Below are 22409 nucleotides of genomic sequence, written 5' to 3' on the forward strand. Positions count from 1 at the left end.
ACAGCGGTATATGGAAGAATGACAGCAGTATACATCAGAATGACAGACCTCTGAATAGTTACATTAATTTACAAAATGGCAGGTTTTGTTTGAAGATATTTTGAGTTTCCGCAAAAAAATAAAACACATTTATGCGAGTCTATAAATTGCAATTGGCTTGTAGTATTTTATTTGCTGTTTATATATTAAACGTTGATTCTAATGTAAAAACCCTGTTTTCTCAAATCGATGGTCAACATATAGCGTTTTTATTAAATCTAAAACAATATATTGACATTTCTGGGCTAAAATTTACTTTCTACGGTAGAATCAACGTTAAAGGTATTAATTTATCTATGATTTAGAAAAAAATGCGGAAAGTCATGTTGAAGATATTATTTGACACAAGAATATTTGTACTGTAAAATGATAAAGTATATAGTATATATATTTTCTGCTTATGAGGGCAATTTTATCCCGTGTGTCAGAAAAAGTTATATGATTTCTGACATGTTTCGGATAGCATGTGTATAGTGCGTAAAATGTTCTTCTATTGCAGAGTTATATACTATAATTTTATTTTATAGTTTCCGGGAGGTGTTTCAAAATATGTCATTATTCGAAGCAAAAGGATTACGCGGGGTTTTTGCTCCAAACGGTGAGTGTAATAATATTGATGACTCCGGTATAAACGAAACTTATGAAAATGAAGAAACAAAATTGAATAATTCGGACTTTGCGGTATCGTCATCAAGCAGCAGTAAAGATGCTGCCCCATCATTCCTGCAGGCACAAACATCTGCCGAGATACGCAGAGCAATACTTAAATTAGCTTTACCTGCCCTGGTTGAGTTCGGCCTTATGATGTTGGTGCAGATGATAGATATGATTCAGGTTGGCGTCTTAGGACCGTGGGCCATTGCAGCTACAGGGTTAGCTGCTCAGCCGACAATGCTTATTTTTTCGGTGTTTAGTGCATTGGTAGTTGGGACAACTGCTCTTGTTGCACGAGCAGCTGGAGCAGGTGACAGGGATTATGCTTGCCGTGTCACACGGCAGTCTTTTGTAATTGTATTGATTATGGGAGCTGTTATAACGGCAGTGGGAATTCCTGCTTCCGGCAGCATTATACGCTTAATGGGAGCTGATGTTGACACAATTGCACCTGGGACAATTTATTTGCAGATAATCATGGCAGGAACCATATTTACCGTAGGCAATATGGTGCTTGCGGCCTCATTAAGGGGTGCGGGCGATATGGTAACGCCGATGATTTCGAACATGGTAGCAAATATTGTTAATTTATTTGGTAATTGGGTGCTTATCAATGGAAAACTTGGATTTCCTCGGTGGGAAGTGGCAGGTGCTGCAGTAGCTACATCGCTTTCAAGAATGATAGCATTTATTATTACACTTCATGCAGTATATAGAAGAGATAAATTTATTCATATATCGGTTCACGATTCATATCGAATTGAACCTAATATAATTCGAGATGTTTTGGATATTGGTATCCCGGCAGCGGTAGAACAGCTGATTATGAGGGGCGGTGCTCTGCTGTTTGCACGCTTGATTGCAGGATTTGGCACTATAATGTTTGCTGCACACCAAATAGCAATAAATATTGAAGGCCTTGGACTTGTGCCTGTTATGGCATTTCAAATGGCAACTACTACGCTGGTAGGACAGGGTTTAGGTGCAAATAAGTCTGAGCTGTCAGAAGAAGTAACTCATCAGTCAACAATTATTAGCGTATGCGTAATGTCTTTAGTTGGGCTAATCTTCTTCTCATTTGGCAAGTATGCCATAGAAATCTTTACAAGAGATGCACAAGTAATGTCGATGGGTGCAAGTGCTTTAAAAATTTTGGCAATCTCTCAACCTTTTACTGCAGTTTATTTTATTTTAGCAGGAGCTTTACGTGGGGCAGGAGATACAAAATACACCATGTATATAAGCGCAATAGGTGTTTGGGGTATTCGCCTTGTATTAGGCTATTTATTGGCAGACGTGCTTGAAATGGCATTAATAGGAGCATGGATTGCCGTTGCGGCAGATATGTTAGTGAGAATGCTGCTTGCAATCAAGAGATTTTCGGGCGGCCAGTGGAAGCAGGCTATGGCATAGTTTAACGCAATTAGTCGTATCAGAATTGCTCTTGTGAAGAAGTGAGCATTGAATAGGAGCTAATTCCCAAAATCTGCAAGAGCTTACTCTAAAGAACATAATGATTGGATATTTTTTGGAGGCATTTTTCATGACCCTATTTGAAGAAGACAAATGTGATAACGCTTCTCCAAAAAGCGGGACTATACTTTATAATCTTATATTCCCTATATGGGTATTTCCCTTTATTCCGGCTCGTATTCCCATTGTTTTTGTTGTAAATTTTGTAATTGATGCAGCCGTTATTTGGCTGTATCTAAAAAAACATAAAAAGCTCAATAATCCTAAGATATATTGTTTCAGAGCTTTTGGCAGTGAAAAAACGACTCAGCCGCAGATAGATAACCGAATGGTTTTGAGATATTCTTTCAGAGCCGCACTTTTCGGATATTTTGCTGATTTCTTAGGCGGGATGTTGATGGTGGGCTTGTTAGAAACGGCCCGCCTCGCTAAGTATATAGATACATACTTTGTTTGGTCAAATTTTGTCAGCGGTCTTATGCATATTTTAGTTACTTTATTAGTAGGCTTTTTAATTTATAAGCATCATCGCCGTGTCGGGAAAAAAAGGCTCAATCTCAGTGCGGATGAAGCTCGCGGCTTAGGACTTGCAGTGGGAATTTTGACAGCTCCATGGTTTTTTCTTATTCCTACCGCATGGCTGTATTAAATAGTTACAATGGAGATGGAGTCATGAGCATTAAAGCACCGATAGACTATGCCGTCCCACCTCGAAAAGACTGTGCACGATACAAGATGCACAAGTACTGGGCGGCTAAACCATGGTATGTGGTGGCTGAGTACATAAAACATTTTACAAGGGAAGGGGAAATCGTGCTGGACCCTTTCTGCGGCAGTGGTGTAGTAGGGTGTGAAGCGTTGATACATCGAAGGAAAGCGGTGATCAATGATTTAAATCCTATGGCCGTATTTATTGCCGGAAACACATGCCGCTCACCTGTAGATTTAAAGAAGTTTGATGAAGAATTTATAAAAATTAAAGTGAAGCTTAAGAGTGATATTATGGACATGTACCGTCTAGCCGAACCTTGTCCGGAATGTGGTGCACCGCTTTATTCAAAACATGTAGTTCGCGGTCCTTCTCTTAAAGACCATTGGATTGTTGAAGCAAGATGCAGCAAAGGGCACGGACGAAGCGGCCATATACGAAGATTGCTTTTGCCTGAAGAAAAGGCATTTATAGAAACTGTAGAAAGCCGTAAAATACCATACTGGGTTCCACAAAATACATTTCCCAACGGGCGTGAAACCATGAGGCTCAAAAAAGCCGGTATTAACACCGTTGATCAACTTTTTACACATCGTAATTTAATCGCCCTTTCACTTATATATCATGAAATACAGAAAATCATGGATGAAGACATAAGAGAGCTTATGCTCCTAGCATTTTCCAATACTCTGCTTCATGTCAGTAAACTCAAGAGCGAAACCTTAAGGCCAATGTCAGCAAATTCTTATTATTGCATGGACGACTGGATTGAGGAAAATGTCTGGGATAGATTCGAAAACCGAGTCAATTGGCATTGGGGCGTTTGTCAAGGGAAAAAGGAAACCAACAGGCTTATAGGTGATTATTTTAATCAGACAGAAAACTTCGATGGCCTTTTAAATGGCAAAACTTTTATGAAATTAAACACTAAGGCACAAAACCTCTCCGACATTCCAGATGAAAGCATAGATTATTGTTTTACGGATCCGCCCTATGGAGGGAGTATTCAGTATTTTGAGCTTACATATCTTTGGCGTTCGTGGCTTGATATGAGCCATGAATTTATCGCAGATGAGATAACAGTTAACGATTTTCAAGGTAAAAAGGAAAACAGTTTTGAAAAAATGCTTACCGAGGCATTTTGTGAGATTTATCGTGTTATGAAACCCGGCCGGTGGCTTTCAATAACCTTTAACAATAGGGATACAAGAATCTGGGCAGCTCTTTTAAAGGCATGCCAAGTATCGGGTTTTGAAATAGCAAATATAGTGCCGCAAGACCCGGTGGGTTATTCATTTGTTCAATCATGGTCTGGCAAATCGTTAAAGAGAGATCTTATTTTGAATTTTAGAAAACCTAAAGCTGCCAGCTACCATATGATAAATGATGCTGACACTGAAAAATGCCTTGATATGAGAAAAATAATTATCGAAAGCGCTGCAGACTTTTTATCTAAAAATGAGCGAGCATCGCTTACAGAAGTTTATGAAACAGCTGTAATCAGGTGGATAAATTTGGTTTATGGCGGGTTGATATGCAAAGCCCCGGATTGTCAATATCAAGACGAGGATTTTAAAGAAACAGCTTTCGATATAGAATTCGTGGATCAAGTCCTAAAACAGGAACCGAATTTTGAAAGAATAAAGGAAAACAATAGCATTTTTTATCAAATAAATGATTCAACTTAAAAAAACTACTTTTTTTAAATTTATGGTCAACATATAGCATACGTTATTAATAATATAAAGTAATAAGATGTTCTGATATTTCCAAGTTTGAATAAAACAACGTTATAGATGTAATTTTATCCTTGAATCTTTTATTGATATAGTCACTTAGTTAGGTTATAATAAATGCAAGTTAACGAGCAGCCCTTGCTAAAAGAAGGAAAAGGGCTTTTTAGTATTTAACTGAAAATTATTATTTTTATTTCAACAGGAGTATATTGATGAAACAGCTTTTAAAAACCACCGAAGAGATAGCGGAATTTCAAAAATTGGTAAAAGACCTAAGCCGCGGTATGTCGCATTTATTTGCTTATGGGGTTTCAGACTCTCAGCGGGCCTACCTTATAGCTGCATTAAAGAACAGGGCAGTCCCACAGATATTGGTAGTTACTGCCGACTCGCTGGAAGCTAAGAAGCTTGCGGAAGACCTCTTGTTTTTTTTAAGTGCCGATGAGGTCGCTGTGTTTCCAGCAAGTTCTGTTTTGCCATATGAAACAGCTGCACGAAGTCCGGAGTTTACGGCAAAACGGTTGAAGGTAATGGAAAATTTATTGATGAAAAAACCCATGGTAGTGGTTGCCCCTATTCAAGCGCTGCTTACAAAAGTGGTGTCACCGGATATTGTGAAAAAATTCACTTTAGAGCTTAAAGTTGGGGATATAATTGCAATGGATGATATTGTATCAAAGCTATCAGCCATGGGCTACGAACGAGTGGAAATGATTGAGGCTCAAGGTCAATTTGCCGTTCGAGGCGGAATTCTTGACATTTATCCGCTCACTCAAGAATATCCTTACCGCTTAGAATTTTTTGATGATGAGATTGATTCTATACGAAAGTTCCTTACGGAAGACCAGCGCTCGATTGATAAGCTCGAGAAAATATTTGTAGGTCCTGCCAGGGAAGTAGTTTATGATGAGGATACGGCAAAAGCTGCTGCAATTGCTATAGCAGAAGAATTAAAGCAGAGGCAGAATTTGTTAAATTCTCTAGGACATCCGGAACTTGCCGAACATCTTGCGGAAAAAGTTGAGGAACATATTGGGAAACTATCCAATGGACTTTTTTTTGAGTCTGCAGAACTCTATATCTCACATTTATATCCTCGACTTTGTACGATATTAGATTACTTTGAAAACAGGCTAATATCAGTATTGGTAGAACCGGGCAGAATTTTGGAAACTCAGAAAAATGCTGCCTACGAAGTGCAAGAAACTTATAAAGGACTCTTGGAAAGAGGTGAAATTCTGGCATCTCAGGCTAATATTTACTGTAGTCCTTTTGAGATGCTGGACATATTAAAACAGCAAAGAACGGTTTATTTTTCCATGTTGCCTAAAATACATCCGGAGTTTGAATCTCGTAAGTTATATTCTTTTCAGTTCCAATCAATTCCGTCTTTTTACGGAAAATTGGATTTAGCAGTGGAAGAAATCTTAAGGCTAAAGCGCAGAAATTACAGAATAGTGCTGCTTTCCGGCACTGAGGAGAGAGCGGAGTATTTGTCTAAAAGCCTGAGAGAAAAAGATATTGAAGTTAGCATATATAGCGATGAAGACGGACCTTTACAGCCAGGCCAAGTAGTAGTAATGCCGGGTTCATTAGAGCATGGTTTTGACAATCCTAATATAAGACTGGCTATTTTTTCGGATTCGGAGATATATGGAAGGCCAAAAAAGCGGCAAACCAAGTCAAGACCTAAAGCAAAGGGTAAACGGATCACAGATTTTAATGAGCTTGACGTAGGAGATTATGTGGTTCATATAACCCATGGCATTGGGAAATACCTTGGTATTGAATCGCTGGAAGTAGGGGGGCATATAAAGGATTATTTTACATTAATGTATGCCGGAGGAGATAAACTCTATGTTCCTACAAACCAAGTGGATTTAATACAAAAATATGTAGGTGCGGATGATACACCCCCAAAACTTCACAAACTGGGCGGTAATGAGTGGAATAAGGCCAAAAGCAAAGCTAAGGATTCAATAAAACAAATGGCCGAGGAATTAATAAAATTATATGCAACAAGGGAGTCTGTGAGCGGTTTTGCATTTTCAGCCGATTCTCCTTGGCAGAAGGAGTTTCAGGACATGTTCCCATATGAAGAAACTCCTGACCAACTTGCCGCCATTGAAGAAGTAAAACGTGATATGGAAAGTCCAAAACCTATGGACCGACTGCTTTGCGGAGATGTGGGATATGGCAAGACCGAGGTTGCTATGAGGGCGGCTTTTAAAGCAGTAATGGACGGTAAACAAGTAGCAGTGCTGGTTCCTACTACTATTTTGGCCGAACAGCATTTTCATACATTTGCTGAGCGATTCAAACCCTTTCCTGTAAAAATAGAATCTATCAGCCGATTCAAATCGCCGACTGAGCAAAAACATATTTTAACGAAACTGAAAACCGGAGAAATCGACATAATTATCGGGACTCACAGGTTATTGCAAAAAGATATAAAATTTAAGGATTTGGGTCTTCTGATAGTGGATGAAGAGCAGCGCTTTGGGGTATCTCACAAAGAAAAAATAAAACAACTCAAGAAAAATGTTGATGTGCTCACGCTTACGGCTACCCCTATACCCAGAACATTGCATATGGCCATGAGTGGCTTAAGGGATATGAGTATAATAGAAACTCCACCGGAAGACAGATTTCCGATTCAAACATATGTGGTGGAACATAATGAATCACTTATCAGGGATGCGATAATGCGTGAACTTTCACGTGAAGGACAAGTCTACTATGTTTATAACAGAGTGCAGACCATTCACGAAGAGGCACAAAAACTTAAACGGCTTGTGCCCGAAGCTCGCATTGCAGTAGCTCACGGTCAGATGAATGAGGATGAATTGGAAGAAGTAATGCTGGGATTTTATGAACATGATTATGATGTTTTGGTATGTACCACTATTATAGAGAGCGGGCTTGATATACCCAATGTAAATACCTTAATTGTCACTTCGGCAGACAGATTAGGGCTTTCGCAACTGTATCAATTGCGAGGCCGAGTGGGCAGGTCTAATCGACAAGCCTTTGCCTATTTGACTTATAAAAAAGATAAAGTATTAAGCGAGGCGGCAGAAAAACGGCTTTCTGCAATTCGTGAGTTTACGGAATTCGGTTCAGGATTTAAAATAGCTTTAAAGGATTTGGAAATTCGCGGAGCCGGCAATATTCTGGGGGCTGAGCAACATGGTCACATGATGGCAATAGGATATGATCTTTACACTAAACTGCTGGCAGCAGCGGTAAAGGAACTAAAAGGCGAGAAGGAGGAAGAGGAAATAAGGCCTGTATTAGAACTTGATGTTAATGCCTATATTTCCGATAAGTATATAAGCAAACCTGCATTAAAGATGGAAATTTACCGTCGAATTGCATCGGTGGATACCCTGGAAGAAGTAGATGATTTGGAGGAAGAAGTTGAAGACAGGTTTGGTGACATTCCGGAACCTACAAGAAACTTAATTATGATATCGCGTATTAGAGTTTTGGCGGCTAAGCTTAGGATAGCCAGCATTATACAGCAGGGCGATATTATTAACATAAAATTTCACGATAGCAACAAATTGACGCCCGAGATGCTGCTGCGGATAAAAACGGTGATTGGCAGCCAGGTAAATATCATAGGAACAAAGATTCCCACAATTGCGGTCAAAACCAGAAACAGTGGAGGTATAAAACTTTTACTGCGTCTACAGAAGATTTTGGAAGAGTTAAAGTCTATGCAGGAATTATGCAGTGTAGTATAATAAAATAAATTTTAAGCAATGAAAGATGAGGTGGATTTTATGAGGACGATTAAAATTTCGATTCTTTTATTAATATGTGCTATAGCTATGGCAGGATGCCAAAATGTAGAAAAAGTTGAGACACAGGGTAAAATCATTGACGGCAAGGAGGTCATTGCCAAGGTCAATGATGAATTAATTCTAAAATCCGATTATGACCGTCAGGTTTCTCAGGTCAAAAGTGCACTAGAAGCCAATGGCCAAGATTTTTCAACAGATGAAGGCAAGAAGGTATTAAAGGAGATTAAGGAAAAAGTATTGGAATCTATGATAAGTGACCAATTGATATTGCAGCAAGCGGAAAAGGATAATATTACATTAAGTGAAGAAGAGTTTGAACAGGCTATAAGTGACTTAGAGCAGTATCACGGAGGCAAGGATGCTTTAGATAAATATCTGGAGCAACAGGGATTGAATAGAAGTTCTTTTGAAAAATTAGTAAAGGAACAGCTTGTGATAAGTCAATTTAAAGAAAAATTAACATCGGATATTAAGGTTACTGACGAAGAAGTTAAAAAATTCTATGAAGATAATAAAACTATGTTTGAGCTGCCGGCACCGGAAATACGTGCAAGCCATATTTTAGTCGATACGGAAAATGAGGCAAAAAAGATTTTGGCAGAAATTAAAGCAGGAGCAGATTTTGCTGCTCTGGCAAAGGATTATTCCAAAGACCCCGGTTCTAAAGAACTAGGAGGAGATTTGGGTTACTTTTCTAAAGGCAAGATGGATCCCGAATTCGAAAAAGCAGCTTTTGCATTAAAGCCAGGAGAGATAAGTGATGTTGTTAAAACTACATTCGGCTACCATATAATCAAAGTTACCGGAGAAAGGACATCTTTGAGCTTTGATGATGCTAAAGACTATATAAAGTCTAATTTAGAAAACACCAAAAAAGAAGAAGAGTTCAATAAATATCTTGATGAATGGAAAAAGCAATCGAAAATAGAAAAATATTTATAAAAAATCATAGGTTGCCTTCAATGAATAGAACCGCCATATATGTTATATACTATATGTGAAAGAAAAACCAGAAAATGTGAGGAGGGAATTACTTGAAGGCAACAGGAATTGTTCGGCGCATAGATGATCTCGGCAGGGTAGTAATACCTAAGGAAATTCGTCGGACCCTCAGAATTCGCGAAGGCGACCCTCTTGAGATATTTACGGATCGGGAAGGGGAAGTAATACTAAAAAAGTATTCTCCAATTGGGGAGTTAGGCGATTTTGCCAGAGAATATGCTGACTCACTTCATGATTCTGTAAATCATATCATTTGTATTTCAGACAGAGATGCAATTATAGCCGTTGCCGGAGCACCAAAAAAGGAGTATATGGAAAAGTCCATAAGCCCTGCTCTTGAAAAGATTATGGATGAACGTAAAACCGTCCTTATACCAAAAACCAGTGAGAAGGATTATGTGCGAATTACCATAGATGAGGATGAAGGCAAAATCAAATACTCAAGCCAGGTAATTTGTCCAATTATTGCCGAAGGCGATCCTATAGGTGCAGTTATACTTTTATCCAAGGACTCAAATATAAGTATGGGAGAAATGGAAGTTAAGATAGCCGAAACAGCGGCGGGATTTCTAGCAAAACAAATGGAGCAATAAAAAAATAGCAGCTGTGCTGCTATTTTTTTATTGTAAATAATGATATTATGGTTAACCAAAATATTTTAGCTGGCAGTTTTTTCATTGATGTCAGGACAATTTTTGCCTTTATTTTGAGGCCCTGCTGCTATTACCTCAGGAGCAATACCGGAGAATTTTGCAATATTCTTTGTAAAACTTTCCGCAAGCTTAACGGCCGTTGCATCATAGGCAGCTTTATCCTTCCAAGTATTTTTGGGATTTAAGATTTCAGTTGGAACACCTGGGCAGGATTTGGGTATCATTAAACCAAAGATGGGATCCGGCTTATATTCTACTGAATCTAATTTGCCGTCCAAGGCTGCATTTATCATGGCGCGTGTATATTCAAGATTCATACGCTTGCCTGTGCCATATGCCCCACCAGTCCAACCGGTATTCACTAGAAATACATTGGAATTGTGTTTTTCAATTTTTTCTCCCAGTAGTTTAGCATAAACCATCGGTGAAAGCGGCAAAAACGGTGATCCAAAACAGGAAGAAAAGGTAGCCTGAGGTTCAGTGATTCCTCGCTCAGTGCCGGCCAGTTTGCTGGTATAACCTGAAATAAAGTAGTACATGGCCTGCTCCCTGCTTAATTTTGCTATAGGAGGCAGCACTCCGAAAGCGTCAGCTGTTAAAAATACCACTGTTTTAGGATGGCCTCCCACACCGGGGATTACAGCACCTGGAATATATTCTACCGGATAAGCGGCTCTGGTATTTTCTGTAATTTTATCGCTATCATAATCAGGAATCCTTGTTTGCTCGTTGACTACGACATTTTCTAATACGGAACCGAATTTTATAGCATCATAAATTTGAGGTTCCTTTTCTCTAGTAAGATTAATACATTTGGCATAACAGCCGCCTTCAAAGTTGAAGATTCCGTCATCACTCCACCCGTGCTCATCATCGCCTATAAGAAAGCGATTTGGGTCTGCAGAAAGGGTAGTTTTTCCTGTGCCGGATAATCCAAAAAACAATGCGGTAGACCCGTCTTTTCCCACATTTGCGGAGCAGTGCATGGAAAGCACACCTGCCTCCGGCATTAGATAATTCATTACTGAGAATATAGATTTTTTGATTTCACCTGCATACTGACTGCCGCCGATAATAACCAACTTCTTTTCAAAACTGATTATTATAAAGGCTTCTGAGTTTACCTTATCGGTTTTGGGATTTGCTTTAAAGCCCGGAGCACATATGACGGTAAATCCCGGTTCATGGGTTGCAAGCTCATCTTCTGTTGGAACGATGAAAAGTTGGCGACAGAAAAGATTCTGATAGGCAAACTCATTAATTACTCGAATGGGCAGCCGGTATTTGGGGTCGGCACCTGCAAAACCATCAAATACGAAGATATCACGATTTTGAAGATATGCTAAAAGCCGTTTCAATATACTCTCGAAATGCTCTTCGTCAATAGGCTTATTATTTCCCCACCATATTTTGTCATGAACAGAAGGCTCGTCAACTATAAATTTGTCATTAGGTGAGCGACCTGTATATTTTCCGGTGTAAACGTTGAAGGCACCGCTTGCAGTTAAAAAACCTTCCTCCCTCTCTAACGCCTCTTCAACTAGGCGTGCAACTGATAGATTTTTGTAAACATTTTTAGTGTTATAAAGACCTACGGAAGCTAGTTTATCCATTAGTTAGACCTCCAATTCCTAAAAAAATATAATTAAAGTCTATTATATAACATTTTTAATAACCTTACTAGTGTTTAATTTGCCAAATTCAGCGATAAAACGAGGATAGCTCCATGATATTATAACTTTTGGTGAATTTTACCGAAAGAAACGGTGTACCTGTATACGAAACGAATTGTAATGTTTCCGATAAATATTGCCGACCTGCCCGGAATAGAATATAATAATAAGGAATTCAAATGAAAGGCGGATTTTTTTTGACGGAAAAAAAGGATTCTTTTTTAAAGGGTGCTTTAATCTTAGCGGCTGCAGGATTTGTTGTAAAAGTACTAGGGGCTATGTATCGAATCCCCTTAGCGCGTTTAATAAAAGATGAGGGGATGGGCCTTTATCAAATGGCTTATCCTATATATTTGATATTGCTGTCAATTTCTACTGCGGGTCTTCCTACGGCAATATCTAAAATGGTATCAGAAGATGTGGCACTTGGCAGGTTTAAAAATGCTTATAGAATATTCATAGTTTCTATGGCAGTGCTTGCTGGAGTGGGGATTTGCCTGACCATTGTTTTAGCTTTCGGAGCCGAGTGGTTGGCAGTAGAAGTCTATAAAAATCCCAAAGCTTTTTATCCTATTATAAGCATTGCACCTGCGATATTTTTTGTTTCCATAATGTCGTGCTTCAGAGGGTTTTTTCAAGGCCTGCAAGATATGACGCCATCGGCCATATCTCAAATAGTTGAGCAAATAGGTCGAGTGGTAGCGGTATTTATACTTGCGGATTTACTACTGCCTTACGGAGTGGAATATGCTGCTGCAGGAGCTGCTTTCGGACCGGTGGTAGGAGCGGTTGTAGGTCTTATAGTCCTTGTTATGGTGTATTATAACAGGAAGAGATCCTTGATTAAAAAGGTCCATCTTGATGAAGGCGGAAATTTGGAAAGCTTTGCGCATATCATAAACCGATTATTTTGGTTTGCCGTTCCGATAACACTGGGCGGGCTTATCAGTCCTATTATGAGCATGGCGGATGCGGCCATTGTTAGCAGCCGGCTGCAGGATGCCGGATTTTCCGTCAAGCGTGCAACTGAGCTTTTTGGGCAATTAACGGGTATGGCGGTTCCACTAATAAATTTACCTGTCGTTGTAACTACTGCGCTTTCAGCCAGTTTGGTGCCCGCCATTTCAGAGGCTGTTGTTTTAAAAAACCGGCCGATGGTTGCCGAAAGAGCTGAAACAGGCATGAGAATGAGCGTAATTTTCGGCTTGCCGTCGGCAGTGGGCATGTATGTGTTGGCAAAACCAATAACAATACTGCTTTACAATAATGTTGAGGCTGGAGTTTCATTAGAAATTCTTTCTTGGGGAGTTATATTTTTAGCTCTTACACAAACCACGACAGGAATACTTCAGGGTATAGGCAAAACCATGATTCCGGTAAAAAATATGTTGATTGGTGCCGCTATTAAAATTTCTATTAATTACTTTCTCACGGGGATTCCTTCTATCAATATAAAAGGTGCTGCCCTGGGAACGGTGATAGGTTATTTAGTGCCGTCTATTTTAAATTATACGGCAGTTGTTAGCTGGACCGGTTTAGGCATAGATTTGAATTACATGGTGATTAAACCTGCCTTTGCCGCCGGCCTAATGGGTGTCGGTGTTTACTTGGCCCATGGCAAGTTCATGGCCTTCGGCCTTACACAAAATAAAGCAACGATTTTGGCGATAGCTTTAGGAGCTGCAATATATTCCATAGTCTTGATTGCCATTGGCGGTATTAAGAAAAAGGACTTAGAGCTTTTGCCAGGCGGTCAGCGGCTAGTCATGCTTTTGAGCAAATTTGGAGTTTTTAGGGGGTAAAATTAATTGGCAAAACGTACATTGGATGATTTAGTAGATATAATGGCAAAACTTAGGGGAAATCCAGGTTGTCCTTGGGACAAGTCCCAAACACACGAAACGCTTAAGCCTTTTCTTATTGAAGAAGCCTATGAAGTAATAGATGCTATTGATAGAAATAATAAAGATGATCTTATTGAAGAACTCGGCGATCTTCTACTGCAAATAGTTTTTCACAGCCGTCTAGCTCAGGAAAGAGGAGATTTTGATATAGGCGATGTTATCAACGGTGTTTGCAACAAGATGGTCCGACGGCATCCACATATCTTTGGAGATATTACGGTGGAGGGAACAGAGGAGGTTCTGAAAAATTGGGAAGAAATAAAGCGTGAAGAAAAGGATATGAAGACCGAAGCCCAGAGTATGATGAATCTTCCTAAAACCCTTCCAGCCCTGATGAAGGCCTTCAAGGTCCAGGAGAAAGCTGCCAGAGTAGGTTTTGACTGGGATGATGTAAAGGGCGCATTTGATAAGGTTTATGAGGAATTAGAAGAACTTAAAGAGGTATATAATACCGGAAATAGTGACAAAATAAGAGAAGAAATGGGAGACTTAATTTTTGCTTGTGTAAATGTGGCTCGATTTTTAGAAGTAGAACCGGAGCTTGCTGTAAATGATGCTGTAAAAAAATTTATACGCAGGTTTGATTTTGTTGAAACAGAGGCGGCAAAATCCGACAAGAGTTTACAGGAAATGAATTTACAGGAAATGGATGCATTGTGGGAGCAAAGCAAAAATCAAGAAAAAAAATCGTAAATTTCCTTTAGAAAGAAGGATTTTGTCAATAAGTGAAGAATATCCAATATGTAATTAATTAACATCAGGGAGGGAATCTAGTGAACAAAGCCGAACTAATTACTGCGATGGCCGAAAAGAGTGGATTAACGAAGAAGGATTCTGAGAAAGCCCTTAATGCCTTCATCGAATCAGTCGAAGAAGCTCTCATGAAAAGGGACAAAGTCCAATTAGTTGGATTTGGAACATTTGAAGTCAGAGAGAGGAGTTCAAGGAAGGGTCGTAATCCTCAAACCGGCGAAGAAATTGATATACCCGCAGCCAGTATTCCAGCTTTTAAGGCGGGTAAAGCTTTGAAAGACAGCATTAATAACTAAAAGTATCCCTTTAAAAAAGTAGGCCTGTACAGGCCTGCTTTTTTTATGTCCCAGAAGGGATTATTTATTTTTTAAATAACCATACTAAAGATATAAAGTAAACCGAAATTTTCAATATACAAAAAGGTACAATATAAATACACAAGAAAACCATGGAAATTAAAAATTTCAAGGAGGTTTTATATGTATAAGAAGCGGATGGTTCTGGCGATGGTATTGGTATTGCTTGTAATCTATACCGGAGGCTGTGCTAAGAAACCCGGCTCTAGTAAAAAACCTGCTGCACCTAAAATTCCTGACAAAATAAGCCGTGGAGAGGGGAAAGAACCTTTACTTAGAGTATATGATATTCAGAGCAAAAGTGTTAAGGAGATGAAATTGGAGGATTATGTGGCAGGTGTAGTAGCAGGTGAAATGGAAAATTATTGGCCCATAGAGGCCCTTGCTGCTCAAGCTATTTTAGCTAGAACTTATGTACTTGAATTTATATCGGACAAGGGCGGTTCAAAATATGGCAATGCCGATATTTCCACAGATTTTGAAGAAGCACAGGCATGGAATCCTGAAAATATAAACGACAGAGTAATAAAGGCCGTAAATATGACGCGAGGTGAGGTGGCCACATATAAAGGTGATTATATCAAGGCATGGTTTCACTCCCATGCAGGAGGACTTACTGCTACTGCTAAAGAGGGCTTGAATTTCAAAGAGGCCGAGCCACCGTATATAAAAGTGACAAAATCACCGGATTCCGATGTAGGGCCCATAGGCAAAAGAACTTGGTCAGCCTCGTTTTCAAAAGACAAAGTAAGCTCCGCAATCAGAGATAAACTGGGTTTAGAAACCGGGCCCATCAACAGTGTTAGCGTGGCTAAGCGAGGACCTTCTGGCAGGGCAACATATCTTAAGATAGGAAATGCTACGGTATCGGCTCCGGAACTGCGCATTGCTCTTGGGAGCATGGATATGAGGTCGACTCTTTTAACAAGCTTCAAGGCGGAAGGAGACAATGTGTTTATGGCAGGCAAAGGTTTTGGCCATGGCGTAGGTTTATCCCAATGGGGTGCAAATGTTATGGCCAAACAGGGGAAAAAGCCTGAGGAGATAATACAATATTATTTTAAAGACATAAATATTGTAAAACTGTGGAAATAACATATTTTTAAACCCTCTCGAATAAAATTAATGGAAGAACTTAATAAAAGGGAGGGTTTTTATCGTGGAAGAGAAGACTCGTCACAAAATAGTGTTGACAAATAGAGAGTCACTGGATATTGATGGTGTAATTAATGTCGAAAAATTTACCGATGAAGATATAATGCTGGAAACCGACCAAGGGATGCTTAACATCAAAGGTGAAAAGATGTATATGAAACAACTTAATTTAGATGCCGGTATAATTGCTATAGAAGGCTTGGTTAAGTCTATGACTTATCATGAGGGTTCTACTTCCGGCCAAAAAGATAAAAGTTTGCTCAGCCGTTTATTAAAATAAAGTCGGCAGGGGATGATTTAATTGAGCCTTTGGGAGATAAGACCACAAGTCATACTCATGATGACTTCGTTAATTATAGGACTAGTTACAGGACTATTATTTGATATATATCGGCGAATAAGAAATTTGCTTTCCCCCGGACGTTATCTTACGGTCTTCGGGGATTTGTGTTTTTGGGCAATCATAACAATTATTACGTTTACATCACTTTTAAATGTAAGTTCAGGCCAAGTCCGCGGATACATTTTTTTGGGCATTGTGGCAGGATTGTCTTTTTATCTTCATTTTATAAGTCGATATGTAATTTATTTTTTTGTTGAATTAGATATTTTGGCAAGCATAATCTTTCGAAAGATGTTATCATCTATAAATAGAATATATAAATGCAAGCTTTTCCGAATTGTCGGCAGGATATACTCAGATGCTAGGCGAATTTTTTTAAAAACAAAGCGGAAATAATGCAGGACTTTGGGAATTTTCATCGAAGTGTAAATATAAGAATAGTTGGAAGGTTTGATGAGCATGAAAGGCAAAAAGAAATTCAAAATCCGTCACTTACTATTCTTGCTTTTTTTAATATATGTTACATCTACCTTAGTAATGCAACAGTGTAAAATTGCTAAGTTAGCACAGCAGGAAACGCAGCTAAAAGCCAGAATGAAAGAGGTGACAGAGCAAAGAAAAGAGCTTGAAGAGGAGATAAGCCTTCTACATACCGACGAGTATATTGAAAGAGTTGCTCGTGACGAGTTAGGACTAGTAAAACCTGGAGAATACATATATAAAGGTGTTGAAAATCCAAAAGAATGAGTTTTTTTATTGACGAATTTGAAAAGTTAAAGTATAATTGACAGTATCGAAGAGATTCAAAGGAGGAATTTTTTAAGTATGCCTGTTGAGGTAGGCCAAATCTTAGAGGGAAGAGTAACGGGGATTACTAAATTTGGGGCTTTTGTGGAAATTTCTGAGGGGATTACTGGACTTGTCCATATTTCTGAGGTAGCTGATAGTTTTGTAAAGGATGTCAATGATTTTCTAAAAGAAAATGACATCGTAAAGGTAAAGGTTATATCAATTTCTTCAGATGGAAAAGTCAGTCTTTCGATTCGCAAGACCAAGGAAACTTCTAATAACAGTTATAGAAAGCCTAAGCAGAATGATCTTAGTTTTGAGGATAAGCTGTCTAAATTTTTAAAGGACAGCGAGGAGAGACTTCTTGATATTAAGAAGAACAATGAAGCTAAACGCGGTTCAGGGTCATATGGAAGAAGGAAAATATTATAAATGAATTTATTTTAAGTCATATTTTTAAAAGAAAAACTATCCAGGGGTTATTCCCTGGATTTTAAATTTCTTAAGGGGAAGTTAAATTATGAGAGATGCAGTGATAGATTTAGGTTCCAATTCAATAAGGCTTTTGGTAGCAGATGTGGTGAACGGTTCTGTGGTTCCTGTGCATCGGGAGCTTGCAACAACACGCTTGGGTCGCGGAGTTATCCAAAACCAACGGCTTGATGAGAAATCAATGATTGATACCTTATCAGTTCTTATATATTTTCAAAATAAGGCAAAATCCCTACAGAGTGAAAGGATTCTGGCTTTTGGCACAAGTGCCCTTCGCGAAGCAAAGAACAGCAATGATTTTTTAAACAGTGCAAAACAGATTGGCCTTAATATTAAGATTCTATCAGGTCAAGAAGAGGCTCTTTTATCCTTTCTAGGGGCAAAAGCAGGCATTAAGCAGCATGGGATGACTTTGGTTGTAGATATCGGAGGAAATTCAACAGAGCTGATTTTAGGCGAGAGCAAGATAGAAAAAAGTGAAAGCTTGCCAATAGGTGCAGTGCGTTGGACTCAAAGGTATTTTAAATCCGACCCGCCGGGTTTTGATGATGTTGTTGAAGCTCATAGTGCCATTAGCCGACTTTTGGGCGGCTTTGCCGGATATTTTAATCAATTTCATATGAATCATGTTATTACAACTATAGGAGTTGGGGGAACATTAACAACACTTTCGGCTATGGCGCAGGAGCTTGAAATTTATGATATAAAAAAGGTACACGGTTACATACTTAATAAGAGGACTGTGGATGATATTTTTTCAAAATTATTATCTCTGACAGCGGATGAAAGATGCAAGCTTAAAGGTCTTCAGCCACAGCGGGCCGATATTATTACGGCCGGGGTTTTAATCGCCAAGACTATAATGGAGGACCTTCATATTACCCAAATTATAACGAGCGAAACAGATATAATGGAAGGCTATCTACTAAAAAATCTTTGCGATAATTAATTGACATAGTTGAAAAAATATGGTATCATAATAAACTGCATAATCGTAAGCAAAAACTATGCCAATATTTATTTTTCTATATAATTGTATAATGTTTCCTGTTTTAGGAGATAGTATAATAGATATTTTTGCCTAAAACCAAAAGCAAGATAGTGTTACAGCTTTTGGCTATTTTTACTTATAAAAAAGGGGTGAGGGAAACTTGGTTAAGCCTATTTCCATAGGTGATCGCACCCGATGGAGCTATTCAAAAATCAATGAAGTTATGGAGATGCCTGATTTAATTGAAATTCAAAGGGATTCATATCAATGGTTCCTCGATGAAGGTCTTGGAGAGGTTTTTCGAGACATTTCACCTATTGAAGATTTTACAGGCAATCTAGTATTGGAATTTATTGATCACAAACTTGAAACTACCCCAAAATACTCAGAAGATGAGTGCCGGGAAAGAGATGTAACTTATGCCGTTCCTCTCAAGGTTAAAGTTCGGCTGATAAACAAAGAAACCGGCGAAGTGAAGGAACAAGAGGTTTTTATGGGGGATTTTCCCCTTATGACCGAAAACGGCACATTTATTATTAATGGTGCGGAACGTGTCATTGTAAGTCAGCTTGTTCGTTCCCCGGGGGTCTATTTTAGCAGTCAGCGGGATAAAAACGGTCGAGAGCTATTTTCCGGAACCATAATCCCGAACAGAGGGGCATGGCTTGAACTGGAAATGGACTCCAATGAAGTCTTGTATGTCCGTGTCGACAGGACTCGCAAAATGCCTGTTACTGTATTACTCAGGGCTTTAGGGTATGGAACTAACGCCCAGATATTGGAGCTCATGGGGGAAGATGAAAAAATCTTGCGCACATTTGAAAAGGATAATACAGAAAATCAGAACGAAGCCCTTATCGAAATTTATAAAAGACTTCGACCGGGTGAACCACCTACGGTTGAAAATGCCAGATCACTGCTTGAGTCACTGTTTTTTGATTCAAAACGATATGACTTGGCGCATGTGGGCCGATATAAGTTTAATAAAAAACTGCGGCTAAGGGATCGCATCATAGGTAAAATAAGTGCTGAAAATGTGGAAAACCCTGAAACGGGTGAAATCATCCTTAAAAAAGGTGATAAGATTAGCCGCAAGACGGCAGAATTGCTTGAATCCCTCAAAATTAAAGAACTAAAAGTAGAAATACCCCCAGACCGGTCGGAATCCAGAATGCAGGGCGAATATCATCCTAAGGTTGTCAAGATAGTCAGCAATGGGTATTCCCAAGAACCGGGCCCTGAAGGGAATAGGACGGAAAAGCATATAACAGTTGAGGATATTATAGCTTCTGTGAATTATTTTGTAAATCTTCCTCATAAGATTGGAAGCATTGATGATATTGATCACTTGGGCAATCGGCGCCTGCGTTCGGTAGGCGAACTTTTGCAAAATCAATTCCGTATTGGCCTTGCAAGGATGGAGAGAGTAGTCAAGGAACGCATGACTATCCAAGACGTGGATACTATTACACCTCAAGGCCTCATAAACATACGACCTGTAGTTGCTTCTATCAAAGAGTTTTTTGGCAGCAGCCAGCTTTCTCAGTTCATGGATCAGACAAACCCTCTTGCGGAATTGACGCACAAGCGTAGGCTTAGCGCACTGGGACCAGGGGGATTAAGCAGGGACAGAGCGGGCTTTGAAGTCCGTGACGTTCACCATTCTCACTATGGGCGTATGTGTCCTATAGAAACTCCTGAAGGTCCTAATATCGGTTTAATCGGTTCCTTAAGTACATATGCCAGGGTAAATAAGTATGGATTTATCGAAACCCCTTATCGCAGAGTTGATAAGGAACGGTGTGTGGTTACTGATGAAATCGATTATCTTACCGCAGATGAAGAGGATGCGTTTATAATAGCACAAGCTAATGCCCCCCTGGATGAAGAGGGAAGATTTGTGCAAAAAAGAATTGTTGCAAGGTATGCGGATGAAACAATTGTGGTTCCTGCCGAAGATGTGGATTACATGGACGTGTCTCCGAAACAGCTGGTATCAGTGGCAACTGCGCTGATTCCTTTTCTTGAGCATGATGATGCCAACCGTGCTCTGATGGGTTCTAACATGCAGCGGCAGGCAGTTCCGCTGTTGATAACTGAGGCACCGTTTGTAGGTACAGGTATTGAGCATAAGGTTGCCATGGATTCCGGTGTAATGATTCTCGCACGAAACAGCGGTGTTGTGGAAAGGGTTACAGGCCGGGAAATTGTGGTGCGTCGAGATAGTGACGGCAGCTTGGATGTGTACAAAGTTCATAAATTCATAAGATCCAACCAGGGAACTTGCATCAACCAAAGGCCAATTGTAAAAAAAGGCGAAAGAGTGGCAAAAGGACAGCCTATAGCAGACGGTCCATCTACCGATCATGGCGAACTGGCCTTAGGTCGCAACGTTTTGGTAGCATTTATGCCTTGGGAAGGCTACAATTATGAAGACGCCATATTACTTTCTGAACGGCTTGTAAAAGATGATGTATTTACTTCAATTCACATAGAGCAGTATGAAGCCGAAGCCCGCGACACTAAATTGGGCCCTGAGGAGATTACAAGGGACATTCCCAATGTTGGTGAAGACGCCTTAAAGGATTTGGATGATCGGGGAATCATCAGGATTGGCGCAGAAGTCCAAGCAGGTGATATTCTAGTAGGCAAAGTTACCCCTAAGGGTGAAACCGAACTTACTGCCGAAGAGCGATTACTTAGGGCTATTTTTGGGGAAAAGGCTCGAGAAGTAAGGGATACCTCACTTAGGGTTCCTCACGGGGAATACGGTATTGTAGTTGATGTAAAAATATTTACCCGTGAAAATAATGACGAGCTTTCTCCCGGCGTAAATGAACTGGTAAGGGTCTATATAGCACAGAAGAGGAAAATATCCGAAGGTGATAAGATGGCGGGCCGCCATGGTAATAAAGGTGTTATTTCGCGAATTATGCCTGCAGAGGATATGCCTTTCTTGCCTGACGGGACTCCCGTAGATATAGTCCTAAATCCGCTTGGCGTTCCTTCACGCATGAACATCGGTCAGGTGCTGGAAACTCATTTAGGGTGGGCAGCCAAAGCCCTTGGTTGGTATGTAGCTACACCGGTATTTGATGGCGCTGAAGAAAGCGAGATACTAAGTACGCTTAAAAAAGCCAATGTCTCAGAAGACGGCAAAGTTGAGCTGCGGGATGGTCGGACAGGTATCCCGTTTGATCGCCGGGTGACGGTGGGTTATATGTATATGCTCAAATTAGCTCACCTGGTCGATGATAAAATTCATGCTCGCTCTACAGGCCCTTACTCCCTGGTTACTCAGCAGCCACTGGGAGGTAAAGCTCAGTTTGGCGGTCAGAGATTTGGAGAAATGGAAGTATGGGCATTGGAAGCTTATGGTGCCAGCTATACTTTGCAGGAGATGCTCACGGTAAAGTCTGACGATGTTCTAGGCCGCGTAAAAACATATGAGGCTATAGTTAAAGGAGAAAACGTGCCTGAACCGGGGATACCCGAATCGTTTAAGGTTTTAATAAAAGAGCTTCAATCCTTGGCCCTTGATGTAAAGATTTTGTCTGAAGATGCAGGAGAAATACAAATCAAGGAAGACGATGACGAAGATGAAGAAGAAACGCCTCTAGAGGTAAACTTAGAGGGCTTGGAGGCTGAAGAAAAGCCTGGCAGAAATAAAGGCAATGATAAAGACTCAGACTCGGACGATGCAGATGAAAGTGATGAAGATGACATTATTTATAATGATTATGATGACAAAGAAGAGGATATAGATATAGATGACGAAGATATAGACTTAGCAGATATTGAAGAAGAATTGGTTGACCTTGATGAAGTGGATAAAGATGTAGATGAAGAAGAATTAGATAATATTTAAAGCCCCAACC

The 22409-nt window shown here is 39.7% G+C and carries 17 protein-coding genes; 16 read left to right on the plus strand and 1 reads right to left on the minus strand.

Annotated features, from left to right (window positions below; translation table 11 throughout):
• The first annotated feature begins 588 nt into the window (after positions 1 to 588).
• The 6 genes from BUC45_RS07330 to spoVT all read left to right on the plus strand — a co-directional run bounded on the left by BUC45_RS07330 (position 589) and on the right by spoVT (position 10015).
• Positions 589 to 2106, plus strand: a complete 1518-nt coding sequence (locus tag BUC45_RS07330; RefSeq protein ID WP_296971281.1) for an MATE family efflux transporter — start codon at positions 589 to 591, stop codon at positions 2104 to 2106.
• 130 nt (positions 2107 to 2236) lie between these two features.
• Positions 2237 to 2815, plus strand: coding sequence for a hypothetical protein (locus BUC45_RS07335; protein ID WP_213974882.1), 579 nt, complete (start codon positions 2237 to 2239; stop codon positions 2813 to 2815).
• Positions 2816 to 2838: 23 nt separating this feature from the next.
• Complete coding sequence (locus tag BUC45_RS07340; RefSeq protein ID WP_296971282.1) at positions 2839 to 4563, plus strand: DNA methyltransferase; 1725 nt, start codon at positions 2839 to 2841, stop codon at positions 4561 to 4563.
• A gap of 260 nt (positions 4564 to 4823) precedes the next feature.
• The gene (mfd, locus tag BUC45_RS07345) at positions 4824 to 8360 is read left to right on the plus strand and encodes a transcription-repair coupling factor (protein WP_296971284.1); all 3537 of its coding nucleotides are present in this window, start codon (positions 4824 to 4826) and stop codon (positions 8358 to 8360) included.
• A gap of 39 nt (positions 8361 to 8399) precedes the next feature.
• The gene (locus tag BUC45_RS07350) at positions 8400 to 9362 is read left to right on the plus strand and encodes a peptidylprolyl isomerase (protein ID WP_296971286.1); all 963 of its coding nucleotides are present in this window, start codon (positions 8400 to 8402) and stop codon (positions 9360 to 9362) included.
• A gap of 92 nt (positions 9363 to 9454) precedes the next feature.
• Positions 9455 to 10015 carry a stage V sporulation protein T gene (spoVT, locus tag BUC45_RS07355; RefSeq protein ID WP_296971288.1) on the plus strand — a complete coding sequence of 187 codons (561 nt, stop codon included), beginning with the start codon at positions 9455 to 9457 and terminating at the stop codon, positions 10013 to 10015.
• A gap of 65 nt (positions 10016 to 10080) precedes the next feature.
• Here spoVT and pckA read toward each other — a convergent pair whose 3' ends face one another.
• Complete coding sequence (pckA, locus tag BUC45_RS07360) at positions 10081 to 11688, minus strand: phosphoenolpyruvate carboxykinase (ATP) (protein ID WP_296971290.1); 1608 nt, start codon at positions 11686 to 11688, stop codon at positions 10081 to 10083.
• Positions 11689 to 11945: 257 nt separating this feature from the next.
• Between pckA and BUC45_RS07365 the strand changes: the two genes are divergently transcribed.
• The 10 genes from BUC45_RS07365 (at position 11946) to rpoB (ending at position 22399) form a co-directional block, all read left to right on the plus strand.
• Positions 11946 to 13550 (plus strand): polysaccharide biosynthesis protein, encoded by a 1605-nt coding sequence (locus BUC45_RS07365; RefSeq protein WP_296971292.1) that lies wholly within the window; start codon positions 11946 to 11948, stop codon positions 13548 to 13550.
• Positions 13551 to 13556: 6 nt separating this feature from the next.
• Positions 13557 to 14345: a nucleoside triphosphate pyrophosphohydrolase gene (gene mazG, locus BUC45_RS07370; protein WP_296971293.1), complete on the plus strand. Its 789-nt coding sequence runs from the start codon at positions 13557 to 13559 to the stop codon at positions 14343 to 14345.
• Positions 14346 to 14425: 80 nt separating this feature from the next.
• On the plus strand, positions 14426 to 14701 hold the full coding sequence (locus BUC45_RS07375; protein WP_296971295.1) for an HU family DNA-binding protein: 276 nt from the start codon (positions 14426 to 14428) through the stop codon (positions 14699 to 14701).
• Between the two features lie 183 nt (positions 14702 to 14884).
• On the plus strand, positions 14885 to 15856 hold the full coding sequence (locus BUC45_RS07380) for a SpoIID/LytB domain-containing protein (RefSeq protein WP_296971297.1): 972 nt from the start codon (positions 14885 to 14887) through the stop codon (positions 15854 to 15856).
• Between the two features lie 64 nt (positions 15857 to 15920).
• The gene (yabP, locus tag BUC45_RS07385; protein ID WP_296971299.1) at positions 15921 to 16196 is read left to right on the plus strand and encodes a sporulation protein YabP; all 276 of its coding nucleotides are present in this window, start codon (positions 15921 to 15923) and stop codon (positions 16194 to 16196) included.
• A 21-nt stretch (positions 16197 to 16217) separates the two neighbouring features.
• Complete coding sequence (gene yabQ, locus BUC45_RS12000) at positions 16218 to 16655, plus strand: spore cortex biosynthesis protein YabQ (protein ID WP_366749927.1); 438 nt, start codon at positions 16218 to 16220, stop codon at positions 16653 to 16655.
• Positions 16656 to 16718: 63 nt separating this feature from the next.
• Positions 16719 to 17006, plus strand: coding sequence for a septum formation initiator family protein (locus BUC45_RS07390; protein ID WP_296971301.1), 288 nt, complete (start codon positions 16719 to 16721; stop codon positions 17004 to 17006).
• A gap of 78 nt (positions 17007 to 17084) precedes the next feature.
• Positions 17085 to 17480: a S1 RNA-binding domain-containing protein gene (locus BUC45_RS07395; protein ID WP_296971302.1), complete on the plus strand. Its 396-nt coding sequence runs from the start codon at positions 17085 to 17087 to the stop codon at positions 17478 to 17480.
• Positions 17481 to 17568: 88 nt separating this feature from the next.
• Complete coding sequence (locus BUC45_RS07400; protein WP_296971304.1) at positions 17569 to 18489, plus strand: Ppx/GppA phosphatase family protein; 921 nt, start codon at positions 17569 to 17571, stop codon at positions 18487 to 18489.
• A gap of 202 nt (positions 18490 to 18691) precedes the next feature.
• Entirely contained in the window at positions 18692 to 22399 is a 3708-nt protein-coding gene (gene rpoB / locus BUC45_RS07405; RefSeq protein WP_296971306.1) for a DNA-directed RNA polymerase subunit beta, read from the plus strand.
• Positions 22400 to 22409 lie beyond the last annotated feature (10 nt).

It is taken from the genome of Tepidanaerobacter sp. EBM-38, from assembly GCA_001896545.1.
Classification (GTDB): Bacteria; Bacillota; Thermosediminibacteria; order Thermosediminibacterales; family Tepidanaerobacteraceae; genus Tepidanaerobacter.

What these genes read in the sequence shown, in the direction of transcription:
- BUC45_RS07330 (WP_296971281.1), top strand. Translation starts at nt 589, where the DNA reads ATGTCATTATTCGAAGCAAAAGGATTACGCGGGGTTTTTGCTCCAAAC.
- BUC45_RS07335 (WP_213974882.1), top strand. Translation starts at nt 2,237, where the DNA reads ATGACCCTATTTGAAGAAGACAAATGTGATAACGCTTCTCCAAAAAGC.
- BUC45_RS07340 (WP_296971282.1), top strand. Translation starts at nt 2,839, where the DNA reads ATGAGCATTAAAGCACCGATAGACTATGCCGTCCCACCTCGAAAAGAC.
- mfd (WP_296971284.1), top strand. Translation starts at nt 4,824, where the DNA reads ATGAAACAGCTTTTAAAAACCACCGAAGAGATAGCGGAATTTCAAAAA.
- BUC45_RS07350 (WP_296971286.1), top strand. Translation starts at nt 8,400, where the DNA reads ATGAGGACGATTAAAATTTCGATTCTTTTATTAATATGTGCTATAGCT.
- pckA (WP_296971290.1), bottom strand. Translation starts at nt 11,688, where the DNA reads ATGGATAAACTAGCTTCCGTAGGTCTTTATAACACTAAAAATGTTTAC.
- BUC45_RS07380 (WP_296971297.1), top strand. Translation starts at nt 14,885, where the DNA reads ATGTATAAGAAGCGGATGGTTCTGGCGATGGTATTGGTATTGCTTGTA.
- BUC45_RS07390 (WP_296971301.1), top strand. Translation starts at nt 16,719, where the DNA reads ATGAAAGGCAAAAAGAAATTCAAAATCCGTCACTTACTATTCTTGCTT.
- BUC45_RS07395 (WP_296971302.1), top strand. Translation starts at nt 17,085, where the DNA reads ATGCCTGTTGAGGTAGGCCAAATCTTAGAGGGAAGAGTAACGGGGATT.
- BUC45_RS07400 (WP_296971304.1), top strand. Translation starts at nt 17,569, where the DNA reads ATGAGAGATGCAGTGATAGATTTAGGTTCCAATTCAATAAGGCTTTTG.